The organism is Bacteroidota bacterium, assembly GCA_016713765.1.
Classification (GTDB): Bacteria; Bacteroidota; Bacteroidia; order AKYH767-A; family 2013-40CM-41-45; genus Pollutiaquabacter; species Pollutiaquabacter aromativorans.
In genome coordinates, this window is sequence record JADJON010000003.1 from 123,207 (window position 1) to 136,868 (window position 13,662).

Sequence of the window (13,662 nt, forward strand, 5' to 3'; positions counted from 1 at the left end):
CGATCAGTATTAACCCAAAGCGGCCAGTTGCTCCTCAATGGCGCGGATCTTGGCTTCCGCGTCACTTTGCTTCCGTCGCTCCACCTCGACCACTTCCGGCTTGGCATTCTCGACGAAGCGCTGATTGGCCAGTTTCGCCTGAACCGATTTCAGGAAGCCTTTGTTGTAATCCAATTCTTTCAGCAATCGCTGCTTTTCAGCTTCTACATCAATGCCACCGGAAACAGGCAGGAAACATTCGATCTTTCCAACCAGGAAGCTCAAGGCGCCGGCAACTTTATCGTCCGTCGACTCCAGCGATTCCAAGTTGGCCATCTTGATGATCACCGCATCAAAGCGGCTGTCGATGGTTTGCTCAGACCGGCGAAGCAAACGCAGTGGATCCTTGAACGGGATGTTCCGGGTCTTCCGAAGATTGCGGACCTGGGTAATGGTTTCCTGCGCGCTGGCGAATGCACCCAACAGGTCCGTATCAAACGTTCCTGATTTGGGCCATGCGCTCACAATGATGCAATCGCTACCCGAACGTTCTCCCAAATGATGATACAGTTCTTCGGTAATGAAAGGCATCCACGGGTGCAACACCTTGAGCAACTCCTCGAAGAATCCGACCGTCGCTTGGTGAGTCTGAACATCCATTCCGGTTCCCATGGCGGGTTTCACAATCTCCAGGTACCAGGCACAGAAGTCGTCCCAGATCAGTTTATAGGTACACATGAGCGCGTCACTCATGCGGTACTTCGCATAATGGTCGTTCAACAACTGCAATTGTTCCAGGAATCGCTCCTTGAACCAGGCAACAGCAGCAGCGGACTCCGCTGGTTGCTTCAGGCTGCCATCCACCTGCCAGCCCTGCACCAACCGGAAAGCGTTCCAAACCTTGTTCGCAAAATTGCGCCCCTGCTCACACAAGGACTCGTCGAACAGTAGATCGTTACCGGCTGGCGAAGAAAGCAACATTCCGACACGAACTCCGTCGGCGCCGTAGTTGGCGATCAGATTGAGCGGGTCAGGAGAATTACCCAACGACTTCGACATTTTCCGTCCCAGCTTGTCACGCACAATGCCGGTCAGGTAAACATTCGTAAAAGGTTTCTCGCCCCGGTACTCATAACCGGCAATGATCATCCGCGCTACCCAGAAGAACAGGATCTCCGGGGCAGTCACCAGGTCGTTGGTGGGGTAATAGTATTGAATGTCTTTGTTGTCGGGATCTTTGAAGCCGTCGAATACACTGATCGGCCACAGCCAACTGGAGAACCAGGTGTCCAAGACGTCTTCATCCTGCCTGAGTTGCCCCGTCCCGAATTTCTTCCCCTTCGTTTCAAACAACCTGATCGCTTCGGTTTCCGTCTTACAGACGACGAAATCGGTTCCGTCAGGAGAGTACCAGGCCGGAATACGTTGTCCCCACCACAACTGGCGCGAAATACACCAGTCGCGGACATTCTCCATCCAATGCCGGTAGGTATTGATGAACTTTTCCGGGATGAGCTGGATGTTGCCGTTAAGCACATTGTCCAGGGCCGGCTTCGAGACCTGCTCCATCCGGAGGAACCACTGCATCGATAATTTCGGCTCGATGACGGCGTCAGTCCGCTCGCTGTAGCCGACCTTATTCCTGTAATCTTCCGCCTTGACAAGATGACCGGATGCTTCGAGATCTTTGGCGATCTTTTTGCGAACCACAAACCGGTCTTCCCCGACATAAAAGCGAGCCGCGGCACTCATGGTACCGTCGTCGTTGATGGTATCGATCACTTCGAGCCCATACTTCACACCCAGGTTGTAGTCGTTGATATCGTGAGCAGGCGTCACCTTCAGCGCCCCCGTACCGAACTCCATGTCGATGTAATCATCGAAGATGAAAGGAACCGGGCGGTTCACCATCGGAATGACCGCGAACATACCACGCAAGTGGGTATAGCGCGGGTCATCGGGGTGGACGCATACGCCCGTATCGCCCAGGATCGTCTCCGGGCGGACGGTCGCGATGGTAATGAATCCATCGCCATTGTGCGTACGTCCATTGACCGTTACCTGCCAACCGTCGTCGGCAATGGTCCATGCTGAATTTGACGATTTGAGTTCCTCCGCGAGCGCCGCATCGATGACCGGATACCGGACATGATACAAACGCGAATTCACTTCTTTGTGAATGACCTCCTCGTCGCTGAGTGCTGTTTTTCCCTGCGGGTCCCAATTGACCATTCGGACACCGCGATAGATATGCCCTTTGTTGTAGAGGTCGATGAAAACGGAGATGACCGCGTCACTCAGGTCGTCCTCCATGGTAAAACGCGTGCGGTCCCAGTCGCAGGAAGCGCCCAGCTTCTTCAACTGTTCGAGGATGATGCCACCGTACTTCTCTTTCCATTCCCAGGCATGCTTCAGGAACTCATCACGGCTCAGGTCGCTCTTCTTGATTCCCTTTTCGCGCAACATCGCCACGACTTTCGCTTCCGTCGCAATCGAAGCATGGTCCGTTCCCGGCACCCAACATGCATTGAAGCCCAACATGCGGGCGCGCCGGATCAGCACGTCCTGGATCGTGTTGTTCAACATATGCCCCATGTGCAAAACGCCCGTTACGTTGGGCGGGGGGATCACGATCGTATAAGGTTCACGCTCATCCGGAATACTCCGGAAGAAGCCCTTATCCATCCAGTAACGGTACCACTTATCTTCTACCTGGGAAGGCGCGTATGTCTTTGAAATTTCCATTGAATGCGGGGAGAAAGGCCAAATTTACGCATTTTCAGTGTAAGGATTCAGCCCAATGTAAGACCGGAAAGGGAGAGCCCGTCCATTCAGGGGATTCGAAGATTCTACCTGCGTTTACAAACAACCCATTCGGTTTTAACAGCAGGTGAAATCGTTCAGAAACTCGCGCAATTACCAGATAAATGGCACGAGCTTCCACGAGGATCGTTGATACTCCTGATATGCAGCAAACCTGTTGCTCAGGATCCGCTCCTCCAACTTCATTTTCGTAACCAGCACCAGCAAGAGCAATACGTAAAGCATCCATCGGGAGAACGAAGGATGGTCTGACGCCCAGGAAATACCAACCAACAACAGCGCCGCATACATCGGATGACGGATCACTCGATAGGGCCCCCGACGAACAAGCTTCGCATCCGTCGCGGGCTCGGGATGAATGCGAAGGGATTGCGGAGGGATTACGATAACAGCCCAAAGACCGAGCAGTACACCCAACCCGAACACGTATCGCCAGACGCCCGACGGCAGGTAGGGTGCGTGAATAATCATGGCAAGAAGCAGCGCGAACTGCAAGACAACCAAGACCCAACCGGTCGTTCGCATGTGGCTATTCCCTGCTTTCATGTAACAGGACAAGATTTGAATCTGATGGCGCGAAATCGGTAGACTTGAAGAGAACGTCTGCCAACTTCCGGTCATGGCCATAAATATCTTCACGTTCCTGGAGAATGCCGTCTTCATCCACCCAGGATGTAAAATAAACAATGCTGACCGGCACCTTATTCAAGAGCGGTATGAAACGCTCCTTACCCAGATCCAATTCCCCGGCGAGTCGTTCCTCCGTCCACAAGGAATCTCCGCTAAGGACGAAACGGGCCAGTCGTTCGGGTTGTGCTACTCGTATGCAGCCATGACTGAAGGTACGCTCGGACCGCTCGAACAACTGACGGGATGGCGTATCGTGCAGGTAAATATCGTACGAGTTTGGAAAGAGGAACTTGTAACGACCGAGCGCATTCCAACTTCCCGAGCGCTGTCGGACGATATAAGGGAAGCTTCCAGGTCCGGCCTTTTTCCAGTCTATTTTCTTCGGATTCACGGGATGGCTCAAGTATGCCGGGCGGAAAAGGTCCATTTTATTTCGGGTAAGGTAATCCGCATTCGCCCGTTGCGCCGGAATGATTTCTTCATACACGATCTTACGCGGGACTGTCCAGGTCGGATTCAGCACCAGGGTTCGGATCGAACCGGTAAAGATGGTCGTTGCCGTGCCGACTTTCCCCACGATCACCCGCGTGCTCCAGGCAAATCCCGAATCACTGAACGCATACAATCGAAACGCGGGGATATTGACGACCAGGTGCCGACCAATCGGGTCTTCCGGAACCCACCGGCATCGCTCAAGGTTCAGCAGGATGGTGCGAATACCGGAATCGACTGGTAAGTTGAGCAATCGTAAGGTCGCGCTATCCAATTTCGCTTCACCATTCAGGCCATGGCGTAATCGAAATCGTTTTATCGCCAAAGCGAGAGCGTCATCGTAAAGATCCGACGTACTGGTATCCTGCAAATCGTCTGATTGAAGCAGGCGCTTTCTCAATTGAGCAATGCTGCTGTCCGCATCCCCTACCCGCGCCATTAGCACAACCGGATCTACCAATTGCCATCCGCCGGATGCGCGTATGGACCGATAGGATGCCAGAACCCGGATCAACCGATCATACTGGTGAAACATCGGCCCCTGCCAGGGTACCGCTACCCCGGCGCTGCGAATCGACGAGTCGAGCATCTGCACCCAGTCAACCTTCTTGCGGGGGATAAACCATTCCAGACGTTGCAGGTCCTCTTCCGGCAACCCTTCGAACTCCCGATGGGTATAGGAGAAATACAAGGCAGTCATGCCGATATCCCGGCTCGCATCAATTGAATCAGGACTCCACGAAGACAATAGGCTGTCCGCGTACACCGTCATGGCCGACCATGAAGCGGTGTCTTCAGTAGTTGCGGACGCAGCCGCCTGTTGTATGGCATTCAAAAAGGCCCGTGCACGTTCCGAAGGGCCTTCGGGTGTGAACCAGGCAAATCGGTAATAGCGTTGGTAATAAAATTCCCGCGTGGCGATTCGTGCTAAGGAGTCAACCCGCTGAGCACCCAGCCATGATTCGACAAATGAACTATCGGTAAAGAGATCTGTCTTCTTTAAGACGGCGAGGCCGGTGGTATCGGGTACCGAACGCGCTTTTTCTTCCGTGTGCCGATGACAGGATGAAAGGAGCAGAACGACGACCAACAAGCTCAAACTCGAAATACCTATCGTCCGTTGATCGTGCCTGCCAATCATTATCCTGTGATATACCGGGTGAAAATAGCAAAGTCCGGAGTTGTTTTTCCGGACTTTGTAACGAATTATCCTGATGATCAGAAACGATAAGTAACCGATAATTGCCAGGTAGTGTTACGGGCGTTGGTGATGGTGAAATCCGTTCCCAACAGTTGCTTCACGTCTTCTACTTTCCCCAAGCCGTAGTTGTAACGAACCCCTACGCCAAAATGACCAAGGTCCATCCCGGCACCAGCGGCAAGACCATAGTCCAGGCGGGAGAATACATCATTCGGCAAGTCATAGCTGAAATTCAGGAACGGGATCGTACTGCCGTGTTTCAAATTGGCGTCCAGGAGCAGCGAAGCATACGGACCGGCTTCGATGTGCGCAAACCGACCGAGTTTGACTTGTCCCATGACAGGTAAATCAAGATAGCGCAGATCCAGGGCGACCTGACCATCGAGCCAGTCGGTGATACGATAGGGAACCCGGGTACCTTTCGTGGAATACAGCAACTCCGGTTGGATGGAAAAACGATCACTCAAAGGCAAGTTGACGAAAGCGCCGAGATGATATCCGGTCTTGGGTTTGTCCCATGCAGTAAATGAAAAATTCAGGGAGGAATAATTCAGTCCGCCTTTGATACCAATCGACGGACTGGAAGTATTCTGAGCGCTGACAGTCTTATAAGAGGTGCCCAGCAACAAAGCGATACTCGTAATGCAAGCAAGCAGGAAACTTTTCATGGCTGTGAGGTTTGGTTGCCGCCACTATGAAAATCGCATGCCATCCTGCTCCGAAGCGCATGAAGCCGAAGTGAAGCGCTGGTGCAATCCGTTGAGATTCCAATGAATGCCCGCTCAATGACGTATTCTCCAGCCCTTGGGGAAATGATTGTTGGCGCGGCCATCGCCCACCACCTTCACCCAACCAAGTCCGTATCCGGAAGTCGTGATAAGACACCAGCCCGGCGATGCTCCGATAAAACGCAATGCCTCACCCTTCAGGAAGCAGATCGCTTGAGCATCATCCAATTCGATCCGCCTGACAGTATCCGACAAGGCCGTACTGAAAGCTAGTTCAGGGGCGGGAATCAATTGATCACCCATGATTTCCCCGACACGGACTCCCGCATAGCGAATCGTAAGCCCGGCAGCCAGTTCATGCAAGGCGCCGACAAACCGTTGCGCTATTGCATGCAGATGGGGTCCGACCCGAAATGCCTGCCACTGATCGACAGGCTGCAGGTAAGCTGCACAACGAGGATCCTGAACTACTTGAATTCCTGACTTACCTGGCCGTGGCCGTTGCGTCACGGATCCCTCCGTTTTGCGCAGCGCGCAGAAGAAAAATCCTTCGCCGGCTATACGATGCGGATAAAAACGCAGACATCCGGAACGCTCGTCGACTCCCTGCGGTGCCTGCAACTGAAGGATTTCCGCGCCCAATTTCCGCAAGCGCTCCACCTGTTCTTCGTTCTCCGCGGGCTCATAGGTACAGGTCGAATAGAATAATACTCCTCCCGGCGCCAATGCTTCCCAGGCCGAAGCTAGAATGGTTGTTTGCCTGATCGCGCAAGCCTCCACCGCGTTTTCACTCCATTCGTCGATGGCGGCAGGATCCTTTCGAAACAAGCCTTCTCCGCTGCAGGGCGCATCGACAACCACCAGGTCAAAATAGTCCGGCAGGCGCCGGAATTGTTCCGGGTCCGATTGCGTGACAACAATTCCCGGACTCCCCCACTTCACGAGATTTTGAACAAGGATCTGATTGCGGGAAGCAATGAGTTCATTCGAAACCAGGAGACTTTGGGCTGGCAGCAGGCTGCGCAAATGAGTCGACTTCCCTCCCGGCGCCGCGCATAGATCGAGTACACGTTCGGGAGCACGTGCACCAAAAAGCTGCCGGTATGCGCTCCCAAGAAACATGGAACTGGCTTCCTGCACATAATAACAGCCGGCCTGGAACAAGGGGTCCTGCGTAAAGGATGGCCGCTGGAGGAGCAACCGCCCTTCAGCGCACCATGCAACCTCTTTTTCTTCACGAAACGACTCAACCGGCTTTGCCTGATTCAGACGCAAGCTGACCGGTGCCGGTGATTGCAAGGCGGAAAAGAAGGATTCCGCCTCCTCACCGAGTAAGGCCCGCATGCGACGTACAAAGGGTTCCGGAAAATCGACCACGTGCTGTTGTTCCTGCAGCGAGATTATTACTTTTCCGGCAAAGCGTCAAACAGTCATGAGCGGATACAGTATCAGCACCGATAAACGTCGACTACAACTTCCGGTAATTCACGATTTCCTGCGCGAATCGTACTGGGCGAAGGATATCCCGGAATCGGTGGTACGTCGGTCGGTCGATGGCTCTTTGTGTTTTGGCGTGTATCACGGCCGGGAGCAAGTCGGTTTTGCCCGGGTCATTACAGACGAAGCCACCTTCGCCTATCTCGCCGATGTCTTTATCCTGCCCGCGCACCGCGGGAAAGGCTTGTCCAGGCGCTTGATGGAAGAGATCATCGCCCACCCGGCCCTGCAGGGACTTCGTCGTATGCTGCTGGCGACACGCGATGCGCACGAGCTTTATGCTCGGTTCGGATTCAAAGGACTGGGAATTCCCGACCGTTGGATGGAGTTGCACCAGCCGGACATTTACCGCTGATCTTCGTACTTTACACTGCTCATTCTTTATGAAGTCATTCAAACCTACGCTGACCACCTGGATCATCCTGGGCCTCCTGCTCGGCCTGGCAACCGGTGCCTGGTATCGCGCCAACTGGCCTGACCCGGAGAACATCCGTCCGTTTGCGGATAACATGCACCTATTGAGTGACATCTTCCTGCGCCTGATCAAAATGATCATCGCACCGCTGGTGTTTTCCCTTTTACTGACGGGAATCGCGAAGGCCGGTGATTTCAAAACGGTCGGGCGCATCGGTCTGAAGACCATGATCTACTTCACCGGCGCAACACTGGTGGCCCTGCTGATGGGCCTGATCATCGTCAACATCTTCGAACCCGGTAAAGCCCTGCAACTGGGAGCAGCGGCCCAAACGACGGTTCAGGCAAAGTCCTTTGATGCAAAGGAGTTTGTCACCCACATCTTCCCCGAGAGCGTCATCGACGTGATGGCCCGCAACCAGATACTGCCGATCATCGTCTTCGTGCTTTTCTTCGGAGTGGCCACCGCCTCCCTGCATGAAAAGGGAAAGATCGTTGTGGAGTTCTTCGACTCCGTCGCGCACATCATGCTCAAAGTGACCGCCTACGTCATGAAACTGGCACCAGTCGCTGTATTCGGTGCAACAGCGTCCGTGATCGCTTCCAAAGGACTCGGGGTCATCGGAGGTTACTTGCAGATCATCCTCTGTTTCTTCGGAGGCTTATTGGTTTTCCTCTTCGGGGTGTTGCTCCTGGTCTGTATCGTCACCCGGATTCCATTCTTTCGTCTGTTAGCGCACGTCCGGGAACCGATGCTGCTCGCCTTCAGCACTGCCAGCAGCGAGGCTGCCATGCCGAAGACGATCTTGGGGCTGGAACGCTTCGGCTGCCCTGACCGCATCGTCAGTTTCGTCTTACCGCTGGGTTATTCGTTCAACCTCGACGGATCGATCATGTACATGACTTTCGCCACCATGAGTATCGCCCAGGCATACGGGATCGAACTCAGTACCTCGCAACAGGTTACCATGATGCTCATGCTCATGATCACCAGTAAAGGAATGGCGGGCGTACCCCGCGCCTCGCTGGTCGTCATCGCCGGCATGCTCCACGCGTTCAACATCCCCCAGGAAGGATTGACTCTTTTGTTGGCGATCGACTGGCTACTCGACATGGGACGTTCCGCCACGAATGTGATGGGGAACGCGGTAGCGACTGCTGTGGTCAGTAAGTGGGAAGGCTATTCGGTAGGCCACGGTCATGCCGAAGAATGAACAGATTGAAAAAGTACCAACGGTCCAACTGATCACTCGGCACGGTTTCTAACACCCACACGCTGTGAATCGATCAGAACTTCCTGCCGCGCGTCATCCGGTACAACTCGAATTTCCGTTTGACGTGAATACAGAAATCGTACTGAGTAGCCGTTTTCATGTATTGCTCCGGAATGTTCGCGAAGTCGATAAAGTCGTCAAACTCCGAATTGTCGAGGTGGATGATATCAGCCGCGGCGTAATTCGCCAACAACTCACGCAACAGTTCGCGCCGGCGCTCGTTGTTGATCCGCTCCGCGTTTCGCCGCTTCAATTGCTCCAACCGGCTGAACTCCTGATACAGGAACGTGATCGGACTTTGGAGCGCATCCACGCCTCCGATCTGGAAATCACGCTTACGATATCCCAATTTTTCGATGTCGCGGTAAATGGCATCGAGCTGTCGGGGAGAAAAGATAGCAACCTCTTTGAGCTGTACGTTCAACCTGGTCAGCGGCACACGCAGGAAGTACTCAGCGCGACCTGCGGAATCCGCCAGACAAATCCTCCGGAACTCATAACCGGTACTGGCGATGATGAACGTATCGGCACGCTCGACCACCGATTGAAAACTGCCGTCCGCCAACCCGAACGTACCCTGATTGGTGCGCAGGTTGATGATCATCAGGTCGTCCAGGCGCCGGTTGGGATCGGCTGCATCGAATGCCCGGCCGCGCACCAGAACACGGATGCTATCGGTTTGTCCATTGGCGCAGAAAGAAACCTGAAGAATGGCCCAGAGGGCACAAAGAATGACTCGCACGTCGGGCGAAGGTAGTTGATTCGCCAGGCTCAAGTGGATCTGACGGTTGAGTTTGATGTGATAAAGTATGTTAACATGGCTGGGGCACAGCAGGCTCCGGCCCTGTCAATTACCATGCAATCAGCTGTTTCAAAACAGCTGATAAACGGAATCAATTTAGTGGTACCCAGGCAAAATACCATGTACTGTTAGCAGGATAGGAACGCTGGCAGGTCCTAAAATGTTTGAAATCCTCACGGAATCCGGCTTTTCTTTCAAAATCGGGCAGGATTCACTACCTTTGCAACCCTTGAAAATCAATAAAATCAGCCCATGGCAGATACATCCGATATTAAAGTAGGCAGCATCCTTCGTTACAACGGCGAACTCTGCCAGGTGACCGAATACATCCACCGCACCCCCGGCAACCTGCGCGCTTTTTACCAGGTAAAAATGCGCAACCTCAAATCCGGCAAAGTGGTCGAAAACCGCTTCCGTGCAGGCGAACAGGTTGAACTGGCCCGCGTGGAATTCAAGGAAATGCAGTACCTCTATCCGGAAGGCGAAAACATGGTCGTGATGGATCCGGAAACGTATGATCAGGTGTACATCTCCAAATCCATGTTCGGCGAAAACGCCGACCTCCTCAAGGAAGAGATGATCGTCAAGGTTGCTTTCGAAGGCGACAACGCGATTACCGCAGAAGCCCCGACCTTTGTCGAACTGGCCATTACCTATACCGAACCGGGTGTTCGTGGCGATACCGCTACCAACACACTCAAGCCCGCCAAGGTGGAGACCGGCGCCACCATCATGGTTCCGCTGTTTGTAAACGATGGGGAAGTCATCAAGATCGACACCCGCGATCGCAGCTACGTCGGCAAGGTGAAATAACGAATTACGACTTCATGCAAGGCCATCCATCCGGATGGCCTTTCTTTTTATAGGAACCTCCCGACCGAAATTGCGTATCCTTTAACATGGCAAAGCGGAAGGCTAAACCGGAAAGTTTTATTCGTAAACCCGTTTTCCCGGGAGGGAACACGGCTTTTCAGGAATTCATCCGTACCAACCTCCGCTATCCGGAAGAAGCCGTGGCCAACCGGATAGAAGGAGCGGTCAAAGTCGCGTATGATGTCGATGTCTTCGGAAAGGTGATTGAAGCGAAGGTCACGCACGGTATCGGGTACGGCTGCGATGAAGAAGCGCTGCGCCTCGTGCGGCTGATGCAATACCCCAAGAAGAAATACCAGGGTATGCACGTCGTCTTCCACATGGTCGTCACGATTCATTTCCGGCTGAACCCGGTCAGCAAGCCTGATACAGGTGCGTCGATCAAATTGAATTACATCGGTGATGGCAAAACCACAACGCCGGAAAAAAAGAACGGCGGCGCCACCTACACCTACTCCATTCGCATCGACCCGGATAAAAACTGAGTGCTGACGCATGTGTCTTCGTTGGAAAAGTTCGCTAACTTGACAACGCATGCGCCCCCTCCTCTATCTGCTCTGCATTACCGGTTGGCTGAATACCACCGCACAGACACTTCCGCCCGAACGCCTTTCAGACTGGACTTACCCGGGTTATCCAGGAAATTTTCCGGATTCCGTTACGATTTATAATGTATCCGATTTCGGCATCATCGGCGATGGGGTCACCGACCAACACACGGCACTGACCACCCTGTTCTCCGGCATCAACGGATCAAGGGCCGTGATCTATTTCCCTCCCGGCAACTACAAGATCGGACAGACACTGGACATTCCAGACAGCCTGATCCTTCGGGGAGCCGGCTCGGATAGCACTCAACTCTCCATGGATCTCGGTGGGACCGCCGGAGACGGGCTAATAATCAGCGGCAGTGCAAACGGAACCTGGTTCCCCATGACGGGCGGTACTGAAGCTGGCAGCACAGGTCTGGTCGTAAACGATGGCGGCGTGATCCAGACCGGCGACTGGATCGAAACCCGACAACAAAATGGATCCTGGGATACACAACCGATCTCCTGGGCAGATTTTTCCATCGGTCAGATCCTTCAGGTTACAAGCCGTAGTGGAGACACGCTGATCTGCGATCGTTCGTTGCGCATCGGCTACGATCCAGGGCTCAATCCGGAGGTTTCCGTCTTTAGACCTGCCCGTGAGGTAGGACTCGAGTGTTTCTCCATCGTCCGCAGCGATAATGTAACGGCCGCTTTCTGTCCGCTGATCAACTTTCGACACGCGGTGAATTGCTACGTGAAAGGGATCGATGTCGGCACAAGCATCAGCGCGCACATCCTGCTTGATGCCGCTGCGCAGATCACCGTTACCGGCAGCTACTTCCACGATGCCTACGAATACGACGGAGCTTCCATGCACGGATATGGCATCGCGCTCTACTTTCACACCAGCGACTGCCTGATTGAAGACAATATCTTTCGAAATCTTCGGCACTCGCTCTCCTTCCAGTGCGGCGCCAACGGTAATGTAGTAGGTTACAATTACTCCCGCGATCCGAACCGTTCCGAATTCCCGGCCAACTACGGGGCGGACATCTCCATGCACGGTCATTATTCCTATGCCAATTTGTTCGAAGGCAACATCGTCCAAAACATCCAGCTCGACCAGACCTGGGGCCCATCCGGTCCACGCAACACGTTTTTCCGAAACCGTGCGGAGCTTTACGGGATCCTGATGACCTCCGCCACCATGCAATCAGACTCCCAGACATTCGTAGGGAATGAAGTGCCGAATACCGGATTATTCCTCGGCAATTATACCCTGGCGGGTAGTGGTCATTTTGAACACGGCAATATGGTACGGGGAACCCTGACACCTGCCGGAACCGGTAATCTGCCGGATTCATCTTATTACCTCAGCGGACAACCGGATTGGTGGAGCGGGAGTTCGTGGCCCGGGATCGGTGTCCCATTTGTCACCGGCAGTGGAAGCAACCCGGCCTTTGATCGTTACGCCGCCGGTGGATCGCTGACGGTTTGTGAACGTTCTATAACAACCGGTCTCTCAACCTCCGCTCCTTCCGACTACGTACTTTATCCCAACCCGGCAAGTCGCGAACTTTTTCTCCGGAAAGAAAATCATGAAGCTTCAACTTCCGGACTTATTCAACTCTTCAATTCGCATGGTCAATTGGTTTTCGAAAATCCATTGACGACGGATCAAGTCATGCGAATTGCCCTTCCGTATTTACCGGCAGGAAGCTACCTAGTCAAAATTCTTGAAAAGGGCTCGGAGATTCGTCAGCGGTTAATGTTGCTGCCCGATTGATGTGCTTTCGCTTTTACGGCGGAAGGTGGTACGGAAGATGAGGTCCCAGAATTTCGAACTAACACCGAAACCATTGTGTGCATCCAGGTAGTGGTGCCGCATGTGGTGTTGCTTGAGGTCCAGCCAGAACTTGCTCTTGAAGTTGTAATGGTGGATGGCATAGTGGGTCATGTCATAAAACAAATACCCACACAAAAAGCCGACGAAGAAGGGAGCGACGTGAACAGGTCCGATCATCAGCCGGAACAGCCAGAAAAAGAGTGCAGCCAGCGGTATACTGACGGTCGGAACCATGACCAGTCGTTTGCTATCACTCGGATAATCGTGGTGCACGCCATGGAAAATGAAGTGGATCCGTTCTCCCCATTTACCGGGCGGACACCAATGAAAGACAAAGCGGTGCAGAACGTATTCCGTCAAGGTCCAGATGAATAGGCCGAACAAGAGGTACGCACCGAACGCGAGGATCGTTAACCCTAATGTGAAAAACGACTGGTAAATGAAATAAAGAATGACCGGAACGAAGATGAACAGTGGCACGGAAAAATGGATCCGCGTCAGTTTATCCAGAAGGTCATTCTGGAACATCCGGACTGATTCGTCCTTGTTGCTAATGAAATTCCTGGCCAC

At 53.4% G+C, this 13,662-nt stretch carries 12 protein-coding genes; 5 read left to right on the forward strand and 7 right to left on the reverse strand.

Annotated elements, in window-relative coordinates; genetic code table 11:
- Positions 1-9: 9 nt before the first annotated feature.
- The 5 genes from IPJ96_11285 to IPJ96_11305 form a co-directional block, all read right to left on the reverse strand.
- A complete protein-coding gene (locus tag IPJ96_11285) occupies positions 10-2,724 on the reverse strand; it encodes a valine--tRNA ligase (protein ID MBK7910917.1) in 2,715 nt (904 codons plus the stop codon).
- Positions 2,725-2,895: 171 nt separating this feature from the next.
- A complete protein-coding gene (locus tag IPJ96_11290) occupies positions 2,896-3,348 on the reverse strand; it encodes an isoprenylcysteine carboxylmethyltransferase family protein (protein MBK7910918.1) in 453 nt (150 codons plus the stop codon).
- On the reverse strand, positions 3,332-5,017 hold the full coding sequence (locus tag IPJ96_11295) for a L,D-transpeptidase family protein (protein ID MBK7910919.1): 1,686 nt from the start codon (positions 5,015-5,017) through the stop codon (positions 3,332-3,334). Before IPJ96_11295 ends, IPJ96_11290 begins: the two co-directional genes overlap by 17 nt.
- Before the next feature lie 125 nt (positions 5,018-5,142).
- Positions 5,143-5,793, reverse strand: a complete 651-nt coding sequence (locus IPJ96_11300) for a PorT family protein (GenBank protein MBK7910920.1) — start codon at positions 5,791-5,793, stop codon at positions 5,143-5,145.
- A 114-nt stretch (positions 5,794-5,907) separates the two neighbouring features.
- On the reverse strand, positions 5,908-7,197 hold the full coding sequence (locus IPJ96_11305) for a hypothetical protein (GenBank protein ID MBK7910921.1): 1,290 nt from the start codon (positions 7,195-7,197) through the stop codon (positions 5,908-5,910).
- 88 nt (positions 7,198-7,285) lie between these two features.
- On the opposite strand from IPJ96_11305, the gene IPJ96_11310 reads away from it, so the two are divergent.
- Positions 7,286-7,705 (forward strand): GNAT family N-acetyltransferase, encoded by a 420-nt coding sequence (locus IPJ96_11310; GenBank protein ID MBK7910922.1) that lies wholly within the window; start codon positions 7,286-7,288, stop codon positions 7,703-7,705.
- Between the two features lie 28 nt (positions 7,706-7,733).
- Positions 7,734-8,978: a dicarboxylate/amino acid:cation symporter gene (locus IPJ96_11315; protein MBK7910923.1), complete on the forward strand. Its 1,245-nt coding sequence runs from the start codon at positions 7,734-7,736 to the stop codon at positions 8,976-8,978.
- Positions 8,979-9,051: 73 nt separating this feature from the next.
- Here IPJ96_11315 and IPJ96_11320 read toward each other — a convergent pair whose 3' ends face one another.
- Positions 9,052-9,780 carry a hypothetical protein gene (locus tag IPJ96_11320; GenBank protein MBK7910924.1) on the reverse strand — a complete coding sequence of 243 codons (729 nt, stop codon included), beginning with the start codon at positions 9,778-9,780 and terminating at the stop codon, positions 9,052-9,054.
- A 312-nt stretch (positions 9,781-10,092) separates the two neighbouring features.
- Here IPJ96_11320 and efp point away from each other — a divergent pair, with 312 nt between their 5' ends.
- The 3 genes from efp (at position 10,093) to IPJ96_11335 (ending at position 13,032) form a co-directional block, all read left to right on the forward strand.
- Entirely contained in the window at positions 10,093-10,653 is a 561-nt protein-coding gene (efp, locus tag IPJ96_11325; GenBank protein ID MBK7910925.1) for an elongation factor P, read from the forward strand.
- 86 nt (positions 10,654-10,739) lie between these two features.
- Positions 10,740-11,198, forward strand: a complete 459-nt coding sequence (locus IPJ96_11330) for an energy transducer TonB (GenBank protein ID MBK7910926.1) — start codon at positions 10,740-10,742, stop codon at positions 11,196-11,198.
- A 49-nt stretch (positions 11,199-11,247) separates the two neighbouring features.
- Positions 11,248-13,032, forward strand: coding sequence for a T9SS type A sorting domain-containing protein (locus tag IPJ96_11335; GenBank protein MBK7910927.1), 1,785 nt, complete (start codon positions 11,248-11,250; stop codon positions 13,030-13,032).
- On the opposite strand, the gene IPJ96_11340 is transcribed toward IPJ96_11335, so the two are convergent.
- The gene (locus IPJ96_11340) at positions 13,012-13,662 is read right to left on the reverse strand and encodes a sterol desaturase family protein (protein ID MBK7910928.1); all 651 of its coding nucleotides are present in this window, start codon (positions 13,660-13,662) and stop codon (positions 13,012-13,014) included. The two genes, IPJ96_11335 and IPJ96_11340, sit on opposite strands and share 21 nt — an antisense overlap.